Origin of the sequence: Glaciecola sp. MF2-115 (assembly GCF_047250385.1) — a bacterium.
Classification (GTDB): Bacteria; Pseudomonadota; Gammaproteobacteria; order Enterobacterales; family Alteromonadaceae; genus Glaciecola.
In genome coordinates, this window is sequence record NZ_JBLBVM010000029.1 from 11,921 (window position 1) to 34,475 (window position 22,555).

At 39.9% G+C, this 22,555-nt stretch carries 24 protein-coding genes; 11 read left to right on the plus strand and 13 right to left on the minus strand.

The annotated features are described in order from the left end of the window. Positions 1-171 precede the first annotated feature (171 nt). The 3 genes from ACKLNX_RS00840 to ACKLNX_RS00850 all read left to right on the plus strand — a co-directional run bounded on the left by ACKLNX_RS00840 (position 172) and on the right by ACKLNX_RS00850 (position 2,178). Complete coding sequence (locus tag ACKLNX_RS00840; RefSeq protein ID WP_411693282.1) at positions 172-879, plus strand: thiol:disulfide interchange protein DsbA/DsbL; 708 nt, start codon at positions 172-174, stop codon at positions 877-879. Between the two features lie 66 nt (positions 880-945). Continuing rightward, positions 946-1,884 (plus strand): class I SAM-dependent methyltransferase, encoded by a 939-nt coding sequence (locus ACKLNX_RS00845; protein ID WP_412970881.1) that lies wholly within the window; start codon positions 946-948, stop codon positions 1,882-1,884. Positions 1,885-1,902: 18 nt separating this feature from the next. Next, entirely contained in the window at positions 1,903-2,178 is a 276-nt protein-coding gene (locus tag ACKLNX_RS00850) for a peptidylprolyl isomerase (protein WP_411693284.1), read from the plus strand. Positions 2,179-2,253: 75 nt separating this feature from the next. On the opposite strand, the gene ACKLNX_RS00855 is transcribed toward ACKLNX_RS00850, so the two are convergent. From ACKLNX_RS00855 to ACKLNX_RS00865, 3 genes are all read right to left on the minus strand, one after another. After that, positions 2,254-3,819: a SulP family inorganic anion transporter gene (locus tag ACKLNX_RS00855; protein WP_412970882.1), complete on the minus strand. Its 1,566-nt coding sequence runs from the start codon at positions 3,817-3,819 to the stop codon at positions 2,254-2,256. 96 nt (positions 3,820-3,915) lie between these two features. Continuing rightward, a complete protein-coding gene (locus tag ACKLNX_RS00860) occupies positions 3,916-4,227 on the minus strand; it encodes a BolA family protein (protein ID WP_412970883.1) in 312 nt (103 codons plus the stop codon). 157 nt (positions 4,228-4,384) lie between these two features. Then, positions 4,385-4,996: an alpha-ketoglutarate-dependent dioxygenase AlkB family protein gene (locus ACKLNX_RS00865; protein WP_412970884.1), complete on the minus strand. Its 612-nt coding sequence runs from the start codon at positions 4,994-4,996 to the stop codon at positions 4,385-4,387. A 53-nt stretch (positions 4,997-5,049) separates the two neighbouring features. On the opposite strand from ACKLNX_RS00865, the gene ACKLNX_RS00870 reads away from it, so the two are divergent. From ACKLNX_RS00870 to ACKLNX_RS00885, 4 genes are all read left to right on the plus strand, one after another. After that, positions 5,050-6,222: a methyltransferase gene (locus ACKLNX_RS00870; protein WP_412970885.1), complete on the plus strand. Its 1,173-nt coding sequence runs from the start codon at positions 5,050-5,052 to the stop codon at positions 6,220-6,222. 1 nt (position 6,223) lies between these two features. Continuing rightward, the gene (locus ACKLNX_RS00875) at positions 6,224-6,832 is read left to right on the plus strand and encodes a peptidylprolyl isomerase (protein WP_412970886.1); all 609 of its coding nucleotides are present in this window, start codon (positions 6,224-6,226) and stop codon (positions 6,830-6,832) included. Between the two features lie 120 nt (positions 6,833-6,952). After that, entirely contained in the window at positions 6,953-8,593 is a 1,641-nt protein-coding gene (locus ACKLNX_RS00880; RefSeq protein ID WP_411693290.1) for an acetolactate synthase large subunit, read from the plus strand. 114 nt (positions 8,594-8,707) lie between these two features. Next, positions 8,708-10,147 (plus strand): aldehyde dehydrogenase family protein, encoded by a 1,440-nt coding sequence (locus ACKLNX_RS00885; RefSeq protein WP_412970887.1) that lies wholly within the window; start codon positions 8,708-8,710, stop codon positions 10,145-10,147. Between the two features lie 52 nt (positions 10,148-10,199). Here the strand turns inward: ACKLNX_RS00885 and ACKLNX_RS00890 are convergent, their stop codons facing one another. Genes ACKLNX_RS00890 through efp form a run of 4 tightly spaced genes read right to left on the minus strand, consistent with a single transcriptional unit; the run spans position 10,200 to position 12,800 of the window. Then, positions 10,200-10,757, minus strand: a complete 558-nt coding sequence (locus ACKLNX_RS00890; RefSeq protein WP_412970888.1) for a GNAT family N-acetyltransferase — start codon at positions 10,755-10,757, stop codon at positions 10,200-10,202. Further along, positions 10,757-11,152, minus strand: a complete 396-nt coding sequence (locus tag ACKLNX_RS00895) for a hypothetical protein (protein WP_412970889.1) — start codon at positions 11,150-11,152, stop codon at positions 10,757-10,759. Before ACKLNX_RS00895 ends, ACKLNX_RS00890 begins: the two co-directional genes overlap by 1 nt. A 31-nt stretch (positions 11,153-11,183) precedes the next feature. After that, positions 11,184-12,182 (minus strand): elongation factor P--(R)-beta-lysine ligase, encoded by a 999-nt coding sequence (gene epmA, locus ACKLNX_RS00900; protein ID WP_412970890.1) that lies wholly within the window; start codon positions 12,180-12,182, stop codon positions 11,184-11,186. Positions 12,183-12,230: 48 nt separating this feature from the next. Further along, the gene (efp, locus tag ACKLNX_RS00905) at positions 12,231-12,800 is read right to left on the minus strand and encodes an elongation factor P (RefSeq protein ID WP_411693295.1); all 570 of its coding nucleotides are present in this window, start codon (positions 12,798-12,800) and stop codon (positions 12,231-12,233) included. A 34-nt stretch (positions 12,801-12,834) separates the two neighbouring features. On the opposite strand from efp, the gene epmB reads away from it, so the two are divergent. Further along, on the plus strand, positions 12,835-13,902 hold the full coding sequence (epmB, locus tag ACKLNX_RS00910; protein ID WP_412970891.1) for an EF-P beta-lysylation protein EpmB: 1,068 nt from the start codon (positions 12,835-12,837) through the stop codon (positions 13,900-13,902). On the opposite strand, the gene ACKLNX_RS00915 is transcribed toward epmB, so the two are convergent. Further along, complete coding sequence (locus tag ACKLNX_RS00915) at positions 13,873-14,055, minus strand: hypothetical protein (protein ID WP_411693297.1); 183 nt, start codon at positions 14,053-14,055, stop codon at positions 13,873-13,875. The two genes, epmB and ACKLNX_RS00915, sit on opposite strands and share 30 nt — an antisense overlap. A gap of 111 nt (positions 14,056-14,166) precedes the next feature. Here ACKLNX_RS00915 and ACKLNX_RS00920 point away from each other — a divergent pair, with 111 nt between their 5' ends. Together ACKLNX_RS00920 and ACKLNX_RS00925 are read left to right on the plus strand one after the other, a co-directional pair. Beyond that, the gene (locus ACKLNX_RS00920; RefSeq protein WP_412970892.1) at positions 14,167-14,469 is read left to right on the plus strand and encodes a hypothetical protein; all 303 of its coding nucleotides are present in this window, start codon (positions 14,167-14,169) and stop codon (positions 14,467-14,469) included. A 178-nt stretch (positions 14,470-14,647) separates the two neighbouring features. Continuing rightward, a complete protein-coding gene (locus ACKLNX_RS00925) occupies positions 14,648-15,634 on the plus strand; it encodes a hypothetical protein (protein ID WP_412970893.1) in 987 nt (328 codons plus the stop codon). Positions 15,635-15,641: 7 nt separating this feature from the next. On the opposite strand, the gene ACKLNX_RS00930 is transcribed toward ACKLNX_RS00925, so the two are convergent. The 5 genes from ACKLNX_RS00930 to nudF all read right to left on the minus strand — a co-directional run bounded on the left by ACKLNX_RS00930 (position 15,642) and on the right by nudF (position 20,825). Further along, positions 15,642-16,952, minus strand: a complete 1,311-nt coding sequence (locus ACKLNX_RS00930) for a hypothetical protein (RefSeq protein WP_412970894.1) — start codon at positions 16,950-16,952, stop codon at positions 15,642-15,644. Positions 16,953-16,983: 31 nt separating this feature from the next. After that, the gene (gene parE / locus ACKLNX_RS00935) at positions 16,984-18,876 is read right to left on the minus strand and encodes a DNA topoisomerase IV subunit B (RefSeq protein ID WP_412970895.1); all 1,893 of its coding nucleotides are present in this window, start codon (positions 18,874-18,876) and stop codon (positions 16,984-16,986) included. Positions 18,877-19,057: 181 nt separating this feature from the next. Further along, positions 19,058-19,651 carry a YqiA/YcfP family alpha/beta fold hydrolase gene (locus tag ACKLNX_RS00940; protein ID WP_412970896.1) on the minus strand — a complete coding sequence of 198 codons (594 nt, stop codon included), beginning with the start codon at positions 19,649-19,651 and terminating at the stop codon, positions 19,058-19,060. A gap of 17 nt (positions 19,652-19,668) precedes the next feature. Continuing rightward, complete coding sequence (locus ACKLNX_RS00945) at positions 19,669-20,097, minus strand: DUF1249 domain-containing protein (protein ID WP_411693303.1); 429 nt, start codon at positions 20,095-20,097, stop codon at positions 19,669-19,671. Between the two features lie 110 nt (positions 20,098-20,207). Beyond that, entirely contained in the window at positions 20,208-20,825 is a 618-nt protein-coding gene (nudF, locus tag ACKLNX_RS00950; RefSeq protein WP_412970897.1) for an ADP-ribose diphosphatase, read from the minus strand. 185 nt (positions 20,826-21,010) lie between these two features. Between nudF and tolC the strand changes: the two genes are divergently transcribed. Next, positions 21,011-22,369 (plus strand): outer membrane channel protein TolC, encoded by a 1,359-nt coding sequence (tolC, locus tag ACKLNX_RS00955; RefSeq protein WP_412970898.1) that lies wholly within the window; start codon positions 21,011-21,013, stop codon positions 22,367-22,369. Positions 22,370-22,555 lie beyond the last annotated feature (186 nt).

Genomic DNA, 22,555 nt, shown 5'->3' on the forward strand with positions numbered 1-22,555 from the left:
AAGACACACCTTTTCTTGAGTTCCAAAAAAACACACCTATCAAACTTCAAAATAGGTGTGTCTTTATTAAATCCATGTTTTGAAAGATTCATTTACAAACTACGGGTTTACCATTGGGCAAAAGCAACTATAATCACTTACTTAATTTATGAATTATTTCTAGGAAGTAAAATGACAAAATCTTCGATCGTGCTTTTTGCCGCTATATTTATGAGTATCGCTACTATAGGTTGTACCGAAGCCCCTCCAGCAAAAACTGATGCTGCAGTAGAGGAAATGCAAAAGCTACCTGAAGATCCTAGTCCAATAGCAACACCATCCAAATGGATTGAAGATACCCACTATAAAGTAATTGCTGATGAAGCAACGGCTCAAAAAGAAGTCGTTGAGTTTTTTTCTTTCTGGTGCCCTGCGTGTTATCACTTTGAAGGCATTGTTTCTCAAATAAAATCAAACTTGAATGATGATGTAAGCTTTAAGAAGATTCACGTCAACTTTATGGGGTTTACTTCTAAAGAGAATCAAGAGCATGCTACGAAAGGCATGCTTATTGGGAAATCATTAGGCAAAGAAGAGCTCATGATTGCAGCTATATTCGCGCACATTCATGAGCAAGGCCAAAAGATTGAAGGTATTGACGACATTAAGGAGTTGTTTGTTTCGTATGACTTTTCAACAGCCGAAGTTGAATCCGCGTTGAATGATGAAGAGGTGATTAATGCCTTTGCTGAAAATAATAGTGAAATAGACAAATTTAAGCCTTACTTGAATGGCGTACCAAATATTATTGTCAACGGTAAGTATCAAGCAAAATTCACAAGAGATATGTCTTTACAGGATATTGTTGATTTGATTAATTGGCTCAGTGAGCAGAACTAGTCATGTAGTGAAGTGCCTAACCAACGATATCGATATAGTTAGCTTACAACATAAATAAGGATTACCATGTTTAATAAATCAATAACTGCCGTAGCTTGTGCATTAGCTTTAGCTACTACTATAGGGTGCTCTGAAGCGCCAAAGGACAACTCCCCTGTTACAGATGCTAAAAAAGAAGTAACCGGTGAGCCATCCCCGCTTAAGGCTGCAGCACCAGCGGTAGACAGAGGTAAGTTATTCTACGCAGTACAAAACCGTAGCGATGAAGATAAAGTCAGAAATGAAGCGCGTCACCCAATTCAAACTCTAGAGTTTTTTAAAGTTGCGCCTGGAATGTCTGTTGCCGAAGCACTTCCTGGCGGTGGTTGGTATTCAAAAATTTTAGCCTACTATTTGGGAGCCGAAGGTCAATTACATGGGATCAACTATAACGATGATATGTGGGCTCGTTTTGGTTTTTTCTCAGAAGAAGCCATAAAGAGTGCTATTGAGGGAACAGCTGCTTTTCCTGGCAAAGTGAAGGAGTTTGCTGAAAACCCTCCTGCTTCGACGGGTTTCACATTTGCTGATGCACCGGATTCACTTGCTGGAACGGTCGACCGAGTTCTTTTTATAAGAGCGCTTCACAACCTAAATCGATTTGAAAAAGAAGCAGGAACGATGACGGAAGCTCTAAAAACAACAAGAATGCTTCTCAAGGATGGTGGTTTAGTTGGTGTAGTCCAACATCAAGCACCCGAATCGAGTTCTGACAGCTGGGCTGACGGCAGTGCTGGTTACTTGAAGAAATCAGCCGTTATTGATGCCTTTAAAAACGCAGGTTTTGAGCTTGTTAGTGACGCAGACTTTAACGAGAACCCGAACGATATTCCGACTGAAAAGGATATTGTTTGGAGACTACCACCGACTTATAGTGGCACATCCGAAGATCCTAAGTTGAAAGCCAAAGTAGATACGATTGGCGAATCGAATCGAATGACGCTCTTATTTAAAAAGTCTTTATAGTTAAGATAGGAAAATAACGTGAAAGCTAGCGCATGTCATATATTGGTGAAAACCAAAGAAGAAGCAGACAGCATAAAGTCTCAGTTGGATAAAGGTGCTAGCTTTCAGGCTTTAGCTAAGAAACATAGTTTATGTCCTTCAGGTAAAAAGGGAGGCGACTTGGGTGAGTTTCGTCGTGGCGAGATGGTGAAAGCTTTTGACAATGTTGTATTTAAAAAAGAAATCTTAACTGTTCATGGGCCGGTTAAAACTCAATTTGGTTTCCATCTAATAAAGACACTATATAGAGCTTAAAATTATTACTCTAGAATGAAAAAGGGAGCTAATGGTTAGCTCCCTTTTTGTTTCCATAATCACATCACACTGTGGCTAGCCCAGCGTATCCGAAACAACCCTATATCTAGGATCTTCATTTACATTAATCTCAACATATTCACCAGCCTTCTTGAGCAACACTCTGCACTCAGGGCTGATATGTCTGATATGAAGCTTTTTGCCCTGCTGTTTATACTTATCAGCAAGACCATCCAAAGCATCGATACCTGACGAATCCCAAATTCTCGACTCTTTAAAGTCAATTACGACATCGTCAGGATCATTCTGCACATCAAAAATTTCTCTGAAATGTGTTACTGAACCGAAAAATAACGGTCCTTCAAGCTCATATACTTTCCACCCGTCATCGTCTGTGTGAGTTTTCGCCATAATATGCGTTGCATGTTTCCAAGCAAATACAAGAGCAGAAACAATAACTCCGACAACCACGGCGATAGCTAGATCAGCAATTACAGTGATGCCAGTTACGAGAAACAAGACGAATGCATCCTCTTTGTTAACACCTCGGACGATTCTAAATGAGGCCCATTCAAACGTTCCTATCACCACCACAAACATGACACCAACTAGGGCGGCCAAAGGTACCATTTCAATTAGAGGAGCAGCGAATAAGATAAAGCCTAGCAATACCAAGGCTGCAGTGATGCCAGATAGACGACCGCGACCACCAGAGTTAATGTTAATCATACTCTGTCCAATCATCGCGCAACCGCCCATTCCACCAAAGAAGCCGTTAACTGTATTCGCAACGCCTTGACCAACGCACTCTTTATTACCCTGACCTCGAGTATCGGTCATCTCGTCGATAAGTGATAAGGTTAGCAGAGACTCTATCAAACCAACCAAAGCTAAAATGACCGCTGTTGGTAGGATTATGTACAACGTTTCTAAGTTGAACATTACATCCGGAATAGCAAAGCTCGGTAACTCACCAGCAAGTGTTACAGTTTCTTTTTGTGCATCTGGAACCATTTCTCGTACAAAATCGATTACGGTCCTAGCATCTAAATCAAAGCCATGAACTATGCCTGTGACAGCTGCAATCGCCACTAATGAAGCAGGTATAGCTGTCGTTAGTTTTGGCAATAAATAAATAATTGTCATCGTTACAGCGACTAAACCTAGCATGATGTAGAGCGCCGTTCCGCTCATCCATTCAACACCACCTAGCGGACTTGATACTTTGAATTGACCTAGTTGAGCTAAAAAAATGACAATCGCTAGGCCATTTACGAATCCGAGCATCACGGGATAAGGTACTAGGCGAATGAATTTACCGAGCCGAAAGATTCCCGCCATAATTTGGAGGAATCCAGCCAGTAGGACCGCGGCGAACAGGTATTGAACCCCATGTTGTGCCACTAAAGCGACCATCACGACAGCCATGGCGCCTGTTGCCCCTGATATCATGCCAGGACGCCCACCAATTGCCGAAGTAATCAAGCCCATCATGAATGCTGCATATAAACCAACCATCGGCTCAACGCCTGCAACAAAGGCAAATGCCACAGCTTCAGGCACCAACGCAAAGGCGACGGTCACACCTGAAAGAATGTCATTTTTAACATTCCCTTGTGTACCATTTATTAAATTAAACATATTTATAATTCTATTGTTTCGAAATTGTCGCGAGTCTAGCAGAAAATGAATTTAAATTCTTTTAACAGTATGTTAAAAATTTCCCCATTAACGATGCTACTTTGAACCACCTAAGCAATTCGGAGAGGCCGGTGAAACACCCAACTTCTTGTCCCACTCTTCAATAGTGTATGTGTGTTGAGCTAAGGCGTGCACAGGCCCCGATAACTCGTCTGCTAGTAATTGATTAATTAACCGCTGCCGTTGAATTAGTCTCTTACCTACGAAATTACTAGAAACAATAGTTACTTTGAAATGCGTCTCAGAATTAGCTGGTACACTATGCATGTGACTTTCGTTCAAGACTTCTAAAAAATGAATGTCAAAATTGGCATTCAATTTATCAATAATACTCTGTTCTACGCTCATTATTTTTCTCAAATTATTTTTATCGCTAAAGTTAGGCACATTTTAGAGGCTGTATAGCCTTATCTCAATCTATGATTAAACAAGACACACCTATTTGTTTAAAATACCTTAAATAAAGACACACCTCTTAACACCTTTTTCTTCAAAACCAAAAATGTCAATCAACTAAAACTCTCCGAAATGTAAAATTCATACGAGCTTGCAAATCTTGTTTCGTTTTCGCAATGCCATGCTGCCAAAACTTTTGAGTTTCACCTCTCATAATCAACAATGAACCATGCTCCAAAGGTAATCTAAATTTCTCACCACTTACTTTATGCTTAAAGTCAAAGTTTCTTAGCTCTCCCAATGAGACTGATGCAATAACCGGCTCACAACCTAGCTCTGGTTCATCATCGGAATGCATACCCATACTGTCCTGACCATGTCGATATAAGTTGGCTAAAACAGAATTGAATTGAGTTTCGCATTGTTGCTCGCATTGGGCTTTTAACGAGTGCAGCTCTCGTTGCCAAGGCAGGGGCTGCATGCGAACACCTGAGTAAGTATAGTCTGTTCCAACATCTCCATACCAAGCTTGTAAGCGAGGGATTTTCATCGTTTTTCCAAAAATATTGATTGTCCCTTCTTGCCAATCTAATTCTTCTAGAAATAAATCAAATAGTGTATTTGCTGTTTTATTATCAAGCCAATTTGGTAAATATTGTACCTTTGCATCAGCCAAGGGTAGACTCTGCGACTCATTATCAGAAAAAAGACCGTGTTGCATAGCATCTCAAATAGTAGGTGGTTTTGCTCATCGTCAACAAAACGAGTAATTCAATGAACACGCATTTTACTGTATTTGAACGCAGTTTACATTTAGAACGTTACCCCGCGAAGCATCAACATGTCAGTCTTCAAGCGTGGGATGCTGCCGATGAATATATTATTGAGCATGTTGAAAATTGCTCGCTACTCGAAAGCACTCTCAATAAAGACACACCTTTTTTAATAATTAACGATGACTTTGGTGCCCTATCATGCTGGTTTAGTGATAAAAAACCCGTTCTTGTATCCGACTCCTGGATTTCACATAAAAGTGTTATGACGAATCTAATGATTAATGGCATGGACCCGGAAAGTATTGAGTTCTGTGATGCACTAACGAACCTGAATGAGGTGATTCCATCTAAAGCGAAAGTTGTTCTGATTAAAATCCCTCGTTCACTTGCATTGTTGGAACACCAGCTGATAGCACTGCAATCGGTTCTTGATGAAGGTTCCACAATAATCGCTGCAGGTAAAGTAAAGGTAGTGCAAAACTCAGTATTAAAGTTGTTTGAAAAATATATTGGCACCACAACAACGTCCTTAGCTAAGAAAAAAGCAAGGCTCATTTTTTCTAAATATGCCGGAATAAAAACGAAAAAATCACCATACCCAACAATTGTGAGCGATCCTTTAATACCATTTTCTTTGAGTAATCATGCAAATGTTTTTTGTCGCGAGCATTTAGATATTGGCGCTAGAATCTTGCTGAAGAACCTTCCCAGTGCTCTAAACAAGTCGGTAATTGATTTGGGTTGCGGCAATGGTGTAATAGGTGTGTCTATTTTGGACCAAAACGAAGGCGCTCACGTTACCTTTGTAGATGAGTCATTTATGGCGGTTGAATCAGCTCGACAGAATGTCATTAACCATATTGGCAGCGATGAACGAGCTACTTTTATCGTCAGTAACTGTTTAGAAGAGCTGTTAAAGGAAGAATCCTCCAACTATGACATTGTGCTTTGCAACCCTCCGTTCCATCAACAAAATACGATCACCGATCATGTTGCATATCAAATGTTCACGGATGCAAAAAAAGCGTTAAAACACGGTGGTGAATTACGTATCGTAGGCAACCGCCATTTAGACTACCCAATAAAAATAAAGAAACTTTTTGGCGGATATGAAGTCATTGATAGTAATAAAAAATTCAGTATCTTATCCACGTACAAAGCAAGGCAATAAAATGAAAAAGTCAATTTTTACTTTATTAATAGTCACCATTTTAAGTTTCACCTCATCTGCTAGCACGCAGAAACAACCTGGAGAAAACATCCAGAAAGACAATTATTATCCCCAAGTTAAATTTGAAACCAGTATGGGAGATTTGGTGATTGAATTAAATAGGAAGCGCGCTCCTGCAACTGTTAATAATTTTCTGAGCTATGTTAAACGAGGTGAGTTTAACAACACTCTATTTCATCGAGTGATTCCAGGTTACATAGTGCAAGGCGGGGGTTACGGTCCTGAATTTAAAGTGAAGAAAGCAAGCAGAACTATTATTAATGAATCAGGTAATGGTCTAAAAAACGAAATGTATACGATCGCGATGGCGCGAGAAGACGACCCGCATTCGGCCAAACGACAATTCTTTTTCAATATGAACGACAACAATAATTTAGATCCAGGGAAAACCTGGGGATATACCGTTTTTGGTAGTGTCATTGAAGGTACAGAAGTGCTTGATAAAATGGCCCTGGTTGAAACAGAGTACAAAGCGTTAATACGGTTTCAAGATGCCCCAAGAGAGGATGTAATGCTGATACAAGCCACCGTATTACCCGAAGTTCAATAGCCAAACGACTATTACATTTACTATTGGATAGAAATATAGCTTAATACAATCTCATGAACTGAATGTATAAATTCAATTTACCTGTCTATACTGACGACTTAGTTAAGAAAAAGGAAAATTATGAAAGCATCTGATTTAATGGTAAAAGCCCTAGAAGCTGAAGGGGTTGAGTATATTTTTGGTATTCCGGGCGAAGAGAACCTCGATTTACTAGAATCCCTGCGTAATTCTTCCATCAAACTAATTTTAACCCGTCATGAACAAGGCGCAGGCTTCATGGCTGCTACTTATGGTCGTTTGACAGGTAAAGTTGGCGTTTGCTTATCAACACTTGGTCCGGGCGCTACTAACTTAGTTACACCCGCCGCTTATGCCCAGTTAGGTGCTATGCCGATGCTCATGATTACTGGGCAGAAGCCAATTAAATCAAGTAAACAAGGACGCTTCCAAGTTATCGATGTCGTAGACATGATGCGCCCCATAACAAAATACACAACCCAAGTTGTAAGTGGCGATCGAATTCCATCAATCGTGCGTGAAGCATTTAGACTCGCTTCAGAAGAGAGACCTGGCGCTGTTCATATCGAACTCCCAGAGGATATTGCAGACGAAAACACCAATACACCTGTTTTAAAACCAAGTATTGCAAGACGACCAATTGCGGAATACAAAGCGATCAGTCACGCAGTTGATATGATAGAAAACGCTAAGTCTCCTGTATTGCTAATAGGTGCTGGCGCAAACCGAAAATTGACAGCGAAAATGCTGCAGGAATTTGTAGATAAAACAGGTATTCCTTATATCACGACTCAAATGGGTAAAGGTGTGCTTGATGAAAATGGAAAACTATTTATGGGCAATACTGCATTGTCTTCAGGTGATTTCGTTCATCGAGTTATCGATCGTGCTGATTTGATTATTAATGTTGGTCATGACGTTGTTGAAAAACCCCCATTCTTTATGGAAGATGACAGTCAGAAAGTTATCCACATCAACTTTGACTCAGCCTCTGTCGACCCAGTTTATTTCCCACAATTAGAAGTCATCGGCGATATAGCCAACAGTATTTGGCAGATTAAGGAAAAAATAAGGCCTCAAGATAGTTGGAAGCTTGAGTTTTATAGGGACGTTCATGATGCTTATGTCGCCCATAGAAGTGCTTCTGAGGATGACGACAGATTCCCTATCCTGCCAGAACGATTTGTTCGTGAAATCCGTAAGGCCATGCCCAAAGATGGCATTGTAACGCTCGACAATGGTGTATACAAAATCTGGTTTGCACGAAACTACCCTGCCTTCTACCCAAATACTCTGTTGCTCGATAACGCCTTAGCGACAATGGGCGCTGGTCTACCATCTGCTTTGGCTGCGAAGTTAGTTTATCCTGAAAAGGCGGTTCTGACAGTCTGCGGTGATGGTGGTTTCATGATGAATAGTCAAGAACTTGAAACCGCCGTTCGATTAAAACTACATGTCGTGGTTGTAATTTTGCGAGATGACGCATACGGAATGATAAAGTGGAAACAAGCTAATATGCAGTTTGCAAACTTTGGGTTAGATTATGGCAACCCTGATTTCGTAAAGTATGTCGAGTCATATGGCGGCAAAGGCTGGAGAATTGCAGCAACGGAAGAATTATTACCGACCGTTCAAAAATGCCTTGCTGAACCTGCAGTACACTTAATTGATGTGCCCGTTGATTATAGTCTGAATGATGAGACCTTAAACAAGACAATTCGAGAATTAAGCTCAAAGCTTTAGTTAATAATTAAATAAAGACACACCTACTTAAGGCATTTATTTCCCTTAAATTTGAGCTCAAACTAGACACACCTATTTCGCAAATAGGTGTGTCTTTGTAAAAGGACAAGCGCAATGACGAAATTAGCAAAACAATACCCTTACTACTTAGCAAACAAAGCAGTATTTGCAAATCAAGACTTAGAAGTCACAAATAAATATACAGGTGATGTTGCTACAAATGTTGCAATGGCTGATGCAGCAACAATTGATAAAGCAATTAGCGCCGCAGAAAAAAGTCAGAAAATTCTTAATAAAATGCCAGCGTACAAACGCCAGCAAGTTTTAGAGCACTGTGTTACACGATTTAAAGAACGCTTTGACGAGTTAGCCTACGCCCTTTGTATAGAAGCTGGTAAACCAATTAAAGATGCAAGGGGTGAAGTAACTAGACTTATCGACACTTTCAAAATTGCAGCTGAAGAATCAGTGCGTATTGAAGGTGCGGTAATGAATTTAGAAATTACTGAGAGAGCAAAAGGCTATCAAGGACAATATAAAAAAGTACCAATTGGGCCATGCTCATTCATTTCCCCATTCAATTTTCCTTTAAACTTAGCAGCTCATAAAGTCGCTCCGGCTATAGCTGCAGGATGCGCATTCGTCCTCAAACCTGCAAGTAGAACACCGATAGGAGCACTTATAATTGGTGAGATACTTGCCGAGACAGATTTACCCGAAGGCGCATTTTCTATACTTCCTTGCAGCCGCGATGGAGCCGATTTATTTACAACTGACGAGCGATTTAAGTTACTTAGCTTTACTGGCTCACCAAGCGTCGGATGGGAACTAAAAGCGAAGGCGGGCAAAAAGCCTGTGATATTAGAACTCGGCGGAAATGCAGGATGTATCGTTGATCATGATACTGACATTAAAGATGCTGTAGAACGTATCGTTTTCGGTGCTTACTATCAATCAGGGCAAAGCTGTATAAGTGTTCAGAGAGTGTTTATCCATGAATCAATATATGAAGAATTTAAAGCTGCATACACGGAAAAAGTTGCGAACTTAGTACATGGCGATCCTTTGAACGAAGATACATTTATTGGTCCTATGATTTCTGAGTCAGAGGCGAAGCGACTTGAAGGCTGGATAGAAAGCGCTGTGGATGCAGGAGCTACCCTGCTTTGTGGTGGTTCCAGAACAGGATTGATGTTACAAGCTACATTACTTGAGAACGTTCCGATGAACTGTGATATCAATACTGAAGAAGCATTCGGTCCAGTCTCGACAATCGCATCATTCACCGATTTTGACGAGGCCCTAAGACTAGTGAATGACAGTCAGTTCGGACTTCAAGCCGGTGTGTTCACAAAAGATATATACAAAGCTCACAAAGCTTGGGATGAATTAGATGTTGGAGGGGTTGTCATTGGTGATGTACCAAGCTGGCGAGTAGATAATATGCCATATGGTGGAGTGAAGGAGTCAGGTTTAGGACGCGAGGGCATTAAGTTCGCAATAGAAGATATGACTGAATTGAGGTTAATGGTTTTGCGTACACCGCAGTCATAAACAATCTATTTTGATAGAATTAAGACACACCTATTTTAGGTGTGTCTTTTAATTACGAGGACGTATTACAACCGGAGTTATCACTGTAACAAACATAAAGTGAAGTAGTTTCAGACACAATGTTATTTTCTCTAAGCCCACCGACTAACTTAAAGCCTAACTTTCCAAGCAAAATAATCGATTTTACGTTCTCATTTAAAACCGTTGCGTAAAGTTTCTCTTTCTTTAGCGCGTCAAAAGCTAAGCTTTTGAAATAAGATGCAGCCTCCATTGCGTAACCTAATCCGCGATACTCTTTGCAGAATGCGTAGCCGATATCTATAGAGTCTAGGTAGTCTCGTTGCAACAAACCACATAGACCTATAGGTGTGTCTTGATTCACGCCTGAAATTGACTGTTTAGTTTTATTCAAACAACAAACTCTTAAACCCAATAATTCGTTTTGCTGTTTCGCATTTAAGTTTTTCGAAATAAATCGGATAGCATCATCTCTACTATTTACTTTTCTATCACCAATGTACTGTAACCAATCAGGATCATTCACCAACTGCTTGATGAAATCGGCATCTGATGCACGAGGCTTTCTAAAATGCAATCTTTCTGTTTTCATCACCAGTCTTCTTTTGCCTGTAACTTATCAAACTGCCTTTCATTCAAAAGACTTTTAAATTCAAGATCCTCAAGTTTAAGTTGGGTGAACTTATAGTCCTGCTCTCGTTTCTTCAACTGATTATCAATATTCGTAGGAAATGCTTGGCCGTTAAAACTGCGGTGATGATTAGGATACGCACCAACATAAGTTTGCTTTTCATCAAGCGATCTTGTGACCCAACTACGCTCCCATTTTCTAACTGTCAGAGGAAGAGGAAAAGATCTGATGTTGCTATAACGATCTCGACTTTGTTTACTTAGTAAGCTTCCATATCCAACTACGATATGAGGTGTGTCTTTATTCTGGTTTTCTAGCGACTGAAACCACGCTTTAGTAATATCGATATTTTGCATAAATAATTAATTGCGTCCCATGTGATTAAAACTAAAGAGAATCAAAGTCGAAACTAATAACTTCACTGATATGCTTTTTGTCTAACGCCAACATGATCAAACGATCGATCCCAAGAGCTACACCTGCGCAATGAGGTAAACCGTTATCCAGAGCACTTAAAAACTTCTCATCAATCGGCTTTATGGCCTTGCCTTGTCTTGCCCGAACATCATTATCAACTTGAAAACGTGCTTTTTGCTCTTCTGAGTTTGAAAGCTCTTCAAAACCGTTAGCAAGCTCAATACCTTGATAGTAAAACTCAAATCGCAGAGATAATCGTGGATTCATCGGATCTATTTTAGCTAACGACGCCTGGCTAGCTGGAAAGTGAGTAACCGCAATGGGGCGACTTTTTCCTATTTTAAATTCAATCTTTTCACAAAATAATAGTTGAAGAAGATTGTCTCGCTCTGAAACTGACAGCTTTGCCTCAAAGTCTTCAGGGACGAGGTTTTCGTATCCATACTCTATACAAGTCGCAACAATTTGTTCATCTGGAGCGTTTATAATATCTATGTTTAAGTGCTCTTCAAAAAGTTCGCTATATGAAGTTTTTTCGCAAATAGGTGTGTCTAAGGTAAGACGTAGGATGTTATCTACATCATCTATCAGCTGTTCCATAGAAAAGCCCAATCGATACCATTCAAGCAAAGTAAACTCAGGGTTGTGGTAACGACCAACTTCATCATCTCTAAAGCACTTAGAGATTTGATATATGCTTGGGAATCCGGCACACAGTAAACGCTTCATATAGAATTCTGGTGAAGTCTGCAGAAATAGGTGTGTCTTTACAATGGAAAGGGGATTTGTGTGCAGTGTAGTTAATGCCTCTAAATGCACGTCAGTAACAGTTGATGGCGAAATCGCTGGAGTTTCAACCTCCAATACGTTTTGTTCAGCAAAATAAGCTCGAATACGCGAAAGAATTTCAGCTCTTTTTGATAGGGATTGCAACGACGCTGATGGCTCCCATTGGTGGGTTTTTCTCATCGGTTTGTGAACGAGGTCGGCAAACCTTTACCAACCTCGTTAGATTGCTTATTTTTGTGCACGTGACGCATATTCACCACTACGAGTGTCAACACGAATGATTTCACCTGTTTGAACAAACAAAGGCACCCGCACAACAGCTCCAGTTGCCAATGTAGCTGGTTTTCCGCCGGTACCTGCGGTATCACCTTTTAAGCCTGGATCAGTCTCGGTAATTTCTAACTCAACGAAGTTAGGAGGCGTAACTGCTATGGGTGTGCCGTTCCATAGAGTAATAGTACAAACATCATTTTCTACCAACCATTTGATACTATCACCGAGTGCTTTTTCATCAGCTGCGATTTGTTCGAAAGTTTCGTTGTTCATGAAGTGCCAAAATTCGCCATCTGTGTAAAGATACGATAATTCAGTATCAAGAACGTCTGCACTTTCGACTGAATCACCTGAACGAAAGGTTTTTTCAAGAACTTTATTTGAAATCAGTTTACGGATTTTAACACGACTAAACGCTTGTCCTTTCCCTGGTTTAACATATTCATTCTCAAGAATGTTGCAAGGTTCGCCGTCGAGCATTATCTTTAAGCCCGCTTTGAACTCGTTTGTGCTGTAATTAGCCATAGTTCCTCTAAAATTTTACGTTGTGAGCATATCTGTGAACCGAATAATACCTAAAAATACCTTTGCTGTAGAGTCTAACTGGCAAAAAGAATTAGCTAATAGCTTTACAACACTAGAATCGTTATTAGAATTTTTAGAATTAGACCCTTCCTTAGCCGACAAAAACAGTCAAGCAAGGAAACTATTTGCAATGAGAGTACCTAGGCACTTTGCGAACTTGATGAAGAAGAAAGACATCCAAGACCCATTGCTTATGCAAGTTCTTCCACAGTTTATCGAGTATAAAGACACACCAGGTTTCGTCAAAGACCCTCTTCACGAGCAAGGCAACAAGATCAAAGGTCTGTTACATAAATACGAGAACCGAGTTTTACTCATTGTAAAAACGGGATGCGCAATAAATTGTAGATATTGTTTTAGACGCGAATTTCCTTATGAGGAAAACGCGGTAAACAAACGCGAATTAGAAAATGCGCTCGCATATATCCGAAACAATAGCGCAATTAATGAGGTGATTTTGTCGGGTGGAGATCCACTAATGTCCAAAGATAATCATTTAAAGTGGCTTGTCGCTCAGCTTGAAGAAATTCCACATCTAGTCCGACTCAGGATCCATACAAGGCTTCCCGTTGTTATTCCATCTAGAGTAAATGATGAATTTATCGATTGGTTCTCAAAATGTCGTTTCCAAAAAATCCTGGTTTTGCATACTAATCATGCAAATGAAGTGAGCCCTGAATTAGAAAAAGTATGCTTACGAATGAAAAACAATGGAATTACATTGTTAAATCAAGCTGTGCTTTTAAAAGGAATAAATGATGACGTTGCGGAACAACAAGCTTTGAGTGAGGCACTGTTTGGAATTGGCGTAATGCCTTACTATCTGCATTTGTTAGACAAAGTAAAAGGTGCTGCTCATTTTGAAGTAGACCTTGCTTTAGCCAAAGAGCTAATGAGGAATTTGATAAAGCGCTTGCCAGGGTTTCTTGTCCCAAAACTTGTAACTGAAATTGGGGGACAACCTAGCAAGACACCGATTGATTTAAACTTACAACCTTCATCAGAAGAAAGTTTAGGCATATGTGTCGATAACAGAACCTAAACCATTAGATGATGTTGGCTTTGGTACGTCAGCCGCTTCTAACAGCTGAAGCGCTGCTTGACCATCTTGTTCAATACGACTTTTGGCCATTTGAGCAGATTTGATCTCCAACGCACCGGATACGGCTGAGGCACTAGTACCTGAAATATCCATACCTTTTCCTTTTATTACTTGTAGCAACATAAAAAAGTGGGCAGAATTGCGCACTTCATCTGTTTATCGGCAATTCAGCCATATTCTTGAGAATAATTTTAGGAGTTGCTTGTGCAACAAGTTATAACAAAAATAACTGAAAATATGCAAATAATATACAGAAAGGCTATTGATGCGGATACAGCACTCGACGCCTTACAGAAATCCGGCAAAGGAAAGTTCTCGGTCATTTTTACCGAAGATAGTGGTTTCGAGACCAGAAGTAAACGTTTCGGACCATATGTCGACGAGCTTGCAATGGATATAACAAAATTACAAGACAAGGAAACTGACATCGAAAAGGCGATTGTGAGTATTGTGAAGAAAATGGAGTTGATGTTGATTACCTTGGCGAAGTTCAAGGAGACGCTGTAGTTATTTTATTACCCTGAAACTTATCCCTGCAATAAAGACACACCTATTTTCAGAAATAGGTGTGTCTTTATTCTGACAAGCCGACTTTGACTAAGCAATAAAACTGTACCTCAAGTCAGCTAGTTAATTTCATCCAATGCAATACCCTATATGAAAGCCAAATATAGGACAAAGAAAAATGCCGATAGCTCGCAGCAAACAGATAATACTGTCTCAAACTTCCTACTACCACTGCATTAGCCGCTGCGTGCGAAAAGCATATTTGTGCGGGTATGATAAGACAACAGGTAGTGATTATGAGCATCGCAGAAGTTGGTTTGAAAAGCGATTGGACAAACTTACTGCTGCTTTCGCTATCAACATTTGCGCTTACGCAATTATGCATAATCACAACCATTTAGTTTTGCATGTAGATACAGAAAGAGCTAAAAGATGGAGTGATCTCCAAGTTTTAGAACGTTGGCACTCCGTACACCCTAGTAAAGCCATTTCATCCTTGTTTATTGACCCATCACAAAGGGCAAAATTCACTTCAATGCAGATATCTACGATAAAAAAAACAGCAAAAATCTATCGAAAGAGGCTCACCAGCATTAGTTACTTCATGAAAGCCCTAAATCAATATATTGCTACAAAAGCAAATAAAGAAGATGATTGTACCGGCAAGTTTTGGGAATCCCGCTTTAAATCCCAAGCACTTTTGGATGATAAAGCAATTCTCTCGTGTATGATTTACGTTGACTTAAACCCAATCAGGGCCGGTGTAGCGTCATCTTTAGAGTCATCACATTATACAAGTATCAAAAAACGCTTGGCGGCTCTAAAAGAGGGACAGCAACCTTCAAATCTGAAGCGCTTAAAAACCCAATTTGAAAATCATTCTACCTACCTAAACATTAAACTAGACTGCTACCTTCATTTATTAGAACAAACCGCGTTTAGAATAAGAAACGCCCGTCAGGTTAAAACTTCAATGCAACAGATAGAATCTCGTCTACTGCTTCAATGCGGCATAACAGATAAAAACTGGCTGAAATTATCGACCAGTTTTGAATCCGAGTTTGCTTATGTTGTTGGCGGTGTGGCATCGATGGAAGAATACAGGAAAAAGTTGAAACAAAAGAAACTCAAAGGTGTTTCAACTGCCTTACGGTTATTTCAATAAAAATTAGTTAGTTTTGAAGATTGTTTATTGGAAGTTGATTTATACGCTTCTCAATTTCCTGAACTACTTCTAAATATTGGTCACTCTCAATATCTTTGTAGCGTTGTTTAAATTCAGACTTATTTATCCCTTCTTCAAGACCTTCAATGCTTGGAAAGAATAGGTTTTCATTTTCTTCCATCGACAAAATATGCTGTAAATGCTCTGCTGATATTGGATCTACTGCAAGGGTGGCAAAATGAGCTCCGGCCATATCCGCCGTCAAATCGACAAAACTGTAACCAGATCCCCCCTTCCCTCTATCCATAAGCTCTTTGAATTCTCCAACTGCGATGCTAATTCCCTGTTCTGACAGAAGCTTTATTGCAGCTGAAAATATGAAGTGTAAACTCAGATCTTTTCTATTTGCTAATACAGGCTTTGAATCAGCTGTTGGGATAGAATCAAGAGCGAATGAAAGATCACCAAAGAGTGTCGAGAATCGTCTATGGCCAGCGTAGATAGCTAATGCAATGATCGCGGCTTCATTCTCTAATGCGGCTGAGTTTATATTGCCTTGAATTTCTTTAGTACTGATTGCTTTGGCTTCAATCATGATCTTGTTCAAATAGAAACTAAGAGGTGTGTCTTTATTTTTCCTATCGGAGTGAGTTTGATCAGATAAGCCTTCCAGTAACCTAAGGTAATGAACTGTTTTTGTTCTTAATATTTGCCTTTGTTCTGCTTCACCTGATGTATTGACATTTTTTAGCTCTCTAAGAAATGTATCGAGGGGTTTCAGGTTTATAATGACATGGTCGATAGATATTTCAGTTTTCGCTATCAACTCAATTGCTTTTGACGCTACTTCGCTTTTTGTATAAGAGTTGACTAAAGACTCGGCCAAAGTCAGCGCCCAAGTGCCAGGAATAGTGATTAATCCAACAGTAACGCTATCTATATCTAATTTAGAGCCTTCGTTAACTCGTATCGACGCATTGATATAAGTTGAAAATAAGTAAGCTGGTAATTGGTATGAAACGAGTATTTCAGCATTTGTTTCGGATAATCTAAGGTCGCTACTAACATTCGGCAGTGCTCGCTGAGAAAAACCCAACAAACTTTCTGCTTGAGAGTAGGTAATATCAATTTGCTGTGGCTGATATCTATTTCGAAAACTTTTGCGTAGCTGATAAATTAAATCAGTCACATTTTCGGCATTTTCTACCTGCTTATGCGCATGCTTCCCAACAGTTGGGGATAGATCGACCAAAAGCACTAAGAGAAGGACAAACAAGCAAACTAGAGCTAAAAAGAAAATTTTAATGAAACGTTTCATAGTCAACTAAACAGCCAATTGGAAAACAGCACTAATCAACTACCGCCAAATTACCTTTGCTTTCAAGCCAAGCTTTACGATCTGGAGAACGCTTTTTGGATAAAAGCATATCCATTAACTCCAACATTATCTCAGAGTCTTCACTGGTTAATTGAACCAATCTTCGAGTATTGGGATCCATCGTCGTTTCTCGTAGCTGCAGGGGATTCATTTCACCTAGACCTTTGAAGCGCTGTACATTTACTTTGCCACGTTTCTTTTCTGCTTCAATTCTATCTAAAATGCCTTGCCTCTCACTTTCATCCAGGGCGTAGAACACTTCTTTACCGATATCAATCCTAAATAATGGAGGCATTGCAACATATACATGCCCCTGATCTACTAGTGCTCTGAAGTGTTTAACAAACAACGCACACAGCAAAGTTGCTATATGTAACCCATCAGAATCGGCATCCGCGAGAATGCATATTTTACCGTAACGCAAACCTGTTAAATCATCAGAATCAGGGTCGATTCCTAGTGCAACAGAAATATCATGGATTTCTTGCGACGCTAAAACTTGAGAAGAATCTACTTCCCAACTATTCAGAATTTTACCGCGCAAAGGCATTATGGCTTGAAACTCTCTATCTCTAGCTTGTTTCGCGGATCCACCCGCAGAATCACCTTCTACTAAAAATAGTTCTGAATAATTAATATCTTGAGTTGAGCAGTCAGTCAGCTTGCCTGGTAAAGCAGGTCCAGAGGTTACTTTCTTTCTAGCGACTTTTTTACTTTGTCTTAATCGTCGTTGCGCATTATTTATACACATCTCAGCAAGTAATTCTGCGACATCAGTATGTTGATTTAACCAAAGGCTAAACGAATCCTTAACTACGCCAGAGACGAATGCAGAGGCTTGTCTTGACGATAGGCGTTCTTTCGTTTGCCCGGCAAACTGAGGATCATGCATTTTAGTCGACAAGATGTAACTGCAGCGATCCCAAATATCATCAGCAGTTATTTTAACCCCTCTGGGTAATAAGTTACGAAACTCACAAAATTCACGCATTGAATCCAAAAGGCCTTGTCTCAAACCATTAACGTGCGTGCCACCCTGAGCTGTGGGGATCAGGTTTACATAGCTCTCGGTTATCATCTCGCCACCTTCTGGTAGCCACATGACCGCCCAATCAGCCGCTTCGCCGTTACCTGATGAAGAACCAACAAAAGGCGTATCTTCTGGCAAGGTAATTAAATCTTTCACAGACTGATATAGATAGTCTCTTAAACCATCTTCGTAATACCATTCTGTTGTTTCTTTTGAAACTTTGTCATCAAAACGTATTTTTAAGCCAGGGCAAAGAACCGCTTTAGCACGCAAAACATGCAGTAACTTTGTGACAGAAAACTTAGCTGTATCAAAATACTTTGGGTCAGGCCAAAAATGTACACTAGTTCCCGTATTTCGCTTACCGCAGGTATCGATGATAGTGAGTTCTTCAACTTTATCACCGTTTTCAAAGGCCATTTGATAGACATTACCATCTCGCCTAATATTAACTTCAACCCTTGTAGAGAGAGCGTTTACGACAGAAATACCTACGCCGTGCAAACCACCAGAGTATTCGTAGTTTTTGTTTGAAAATTTTCCGCCAGCATGCAGCTTTGTCATGATCAGTTCAACACCCGTAATCTTTTCTTCAGGGTGTATATCAACCGGCATACCGCGACCGTCGTCTATAACTTCGAGAGACTGGTCATCATGCAGAATAACTTTAATTGAGGATGCATGCCCAGCGAGAGCTTCATCAACACTGTTATCTATAACTTCTTGGCTCAAATGGTTAGGGCGAGTCGTATCTGTATACATGCCCGGTCGGCGTTTGACGGGATCCAAGCCATTTAAGACTTCAATAGCATCAGAATTATATTGTGTTGACATGGTCTCTTGCTTAAGTTGTGACTTAAATTATTACGGATGATATTAGCAAGGCTGAAGCTCATGAGCAATGAAGCTTTTAGCTAATTTTCAGAGCTCAAAAATACAACAACAAAGACACACCTTTTTCAACGTTCGATTAATGCAAAATCAACAAAGTTTCAAACTAGAATTCTTATGAAACTCACTCCTGAAGTAAAAACTCGATCGTATCATTCAAATGATTCTCTAAACCTAAGAATCCATGGTTTCCACCATTTTCAATGTTACACCGATGACTACCGTATTTTTTTTCAGCTAATCGATAGTCCAAAACTTCATCCCCTTTTTGAAGAAAAACCAAATACTTAGGATCGTTTACTTGAATTTTTTTGTATATTTGGCGTAATTTGTCGACACTGTATTGGTCAATTGTAAAAACTTCGCCCGTATGCGGGTTTGTGTGCAATCCTTTGTAATCTTCAATTAATTCGAATGGCTCAACAGCTGGGTTAATTAAAACTGCTTTTCCACCATAGGTTTCAACAAAGTACGTTGACAAGTAGCCACCCATTGAACTTCCAATGAATAATAGCTTTTCAATAGGTGTGTCTTTGTTTTGTATCAGGCGCGATATAAGGTTTTCTACAGTCTCGAGAGCTAAATCTGGATTGCCTGATAGCGTTGGCATGTGCACTTGGATATTTGGGTATTTAATAGATATAAAATTTGAAACTAGTTGAGCTTTCTCAGACTTGGGTGAGCTGAGAAATCCATGCAAATATATGATGTGGTCCATTTATCGCCTATTGAAATTTAGCTTGTTGTTATTTTCATTCTTTGCTGCTCCAAGCAAAAGTGTAACCACTCAGCTAAAAACACATTCACCATTTGCTTCTCATTGCGCAAATGCATATTCACATTGGGATAATCGTAGCTAGCTTGTAATTTTGAAATCCGCTGGCAACTTAAAACTTCGGCTACCTTGGCATCATGATACAACCTAATTTCCATAGATGGCCTAAGGAAACTCGGCGTATTGCTAGCCAATTGGGACATCATCAGCGTACTCGTATATCTGGTTGAATCCAAAATTTGAATTTTATATTTAAGGTCTTCATTGATTTTGAATTCATAACTTAAGTTTTCTGAATCACAGTCAGGAAGAAGTTTAAGCGTACACGCATAGTTGTTCTCACAGGTTGCGAGAATGCTTGGTAAGTGCGGTACATACTTCTTTTTCAATTTGAGTTTTTCCTGTTAAGTGCTATTCGGTTCTGCGCATATTGTAACAAAAAGGTGTGTCTTGTTTACTGACTATTTTGCTTTTCGATTTGTAGTGAAATAGGTGTGTCCTATTTCCAGGTTTTGAGGAGCTTGGGTTTGTTTAGGAAAAACCACTGCAGTGCAATAATGGCGGCTGCATTGTCAACTTTGCCTTGTTCCAACATCACCTTTGCCACCGACTCTTTCACACGGTGAACCATTATGTCTTCAGATTCTGTGTCTAAGCCATGCACACCTTTCGCCAAACTAGCATCAGTTTTTGCCATAAAAATATGCAGTCTTTCAGTCGTTCCACCGGGACTCGATAGGTACGTCATCACTTTTTGTAAATGCGTCAATACAATACCTGCCTCCTCAAAAGACTCTCTATGACACACATCTTCTAAGTCCTCACCCGCTTCAATCATTCCAGCAATCACCTCTACCATCCAAGGATTGTTGCTGGTTGCCATCGCACCTAAACGAAATTGTTCTATTAATACAAATTCCTCAGTAATTGGATCATACGGCAACACAGCAACCGCGTGACCACGTTCAAACATTTCCCGAGATACAGCCTTACTCCAAGTACCATCAAAAAATTTATACTTCATTTCAATTTTTTTCATTTCGAAGAAACCCTTATAAACTGTCTCTTCGCTCAGTATTTTTGTGTCCTTACTAGTATATTCTGTTTGCTTCATCATGATCCCCTTTGGCACAATTGAACTAAATTATACAATCTACATTTGTTATTCAGTATAACTATCACATTCTGTTACACTTAGTGGCTATATGTAACATCCATTCGTTATGCTTAAAGACTTTAATGTCATACACTTAACACATATACAATGCTGAATGTAAAAAACACTACTTTTAAGGTCATTTTATGAAGAAAACGCTACTTTCACTATTTATCGGTATCACTTTCACCGCGCCGGTACTAGCAGACGACTTATCGCAAGTTTATCAACTTGCACTACAGAATGATCCCGTGATTAATCGAGCAAAAGCGGACAAAGAATTGGCTTATAGCGGAATCGCCTTGAGTCGAGCTAACCTTCTTCCTCAAATTTCTGGTTCAGTTTCTTATTCATTGAGTTCAGGTGATCAAGTTATCACTACTCGTGATTCCGAAGGAAAAGCGGTATTCGGGACTATAGATTCTGAAACAGATGCTCTGAATATGGGCATTGATCTAAGCATGTCGCTTTATGACCATGCCAACTGGATAGGAATGGATAGAGCTGAAAAAGTCGCTCAGCAAGGCGATGCTAATTTAGCATCAGCACTTCAACTGCTAATCGTTCGCGTTACTAATGCTTACCTATCGGTTCTTAGAGAGCAAGATAGTGTTGAATTTGTGAAAGCAGAATTAAGAGCGATTGAACGTCAATTGGAACAAACCAAGCAACGCTTTGAAGTCGGTTTAACAGCGATTACAGATGTGCATGAAGCTCAAGCTAACTTTGATAACACTGTTGCTCGCCAAATTAGAGCTGAAAATCAACTTGAATTGCGCTTAGAGGAATTGCGTGAGATTACGGGTAAATACCATAAAGATATTTCCGTTTTGGATACTAGCCTATTTACAGCAACGGCTCCATCACCCGCAAACGTAGACGACTGGTTGAAGTTAGCTGAAGAATCTAATTTCGATTTATTAGTTCAACGCTTCGGCAAAGATATTGCCATGGAAGATATTGATGCTGCAAAAGCGGGTCATTATCCAACTCTCTCGCTTAGCGCATCCTTAGATAGAAACGACAGAACTAGCCAAGTACAAGGCGAGCCGGCAAATGACATTCCAACTTTAAATAGCCAGTCTATCGGCCTTAGCCTTCGTGTCCCTATCTATCAAGGCGGTCGAACAAGCACCAGCACAGACCAAGCACGCAGTCGATATGTTATTGCTAGTGAGAACCTAGAACTCGTTTACCGTCAAACAGTTCGCTCAGTTAGAAGCTCATTTAACGACGTAAAAGCTTCTGTTTCAACTATTCGTGCGTTAGAGCAATCGGTTGTCTCTGCTGACAGTGCGTTAAAAGCGACTGAAGCAGGCTTCGATGTCGGAACAAGAACCATCGTAGATGTTCTAAACAGTACTCGTAATTTATTCGATGCTCGACGCAATTTAGCAGATGCTCGTTATAGCTTTATCACCGCTATTATCGATCTTAAGCGCGCAGCCGGCACGTTAACAGAAGATGATTTGCTAGCAATCAACCGAGTTATGAAACCAAGATAAGACATCTCTTAACTTCTAGTACATTATTAAAAAAGCGACGGTCAAAATGAAGTGACCCCCAATAGTTGGACAATCCAATTACTGGGGGTCTTTTTATGTCCAAACATCACAAAGTATTTAAGTTAAAGCTAGCGAAATTAGCCCAAGAAGAGAGTTCAGTAGTCTTAGAGCGGAAGTTTGGGGTAC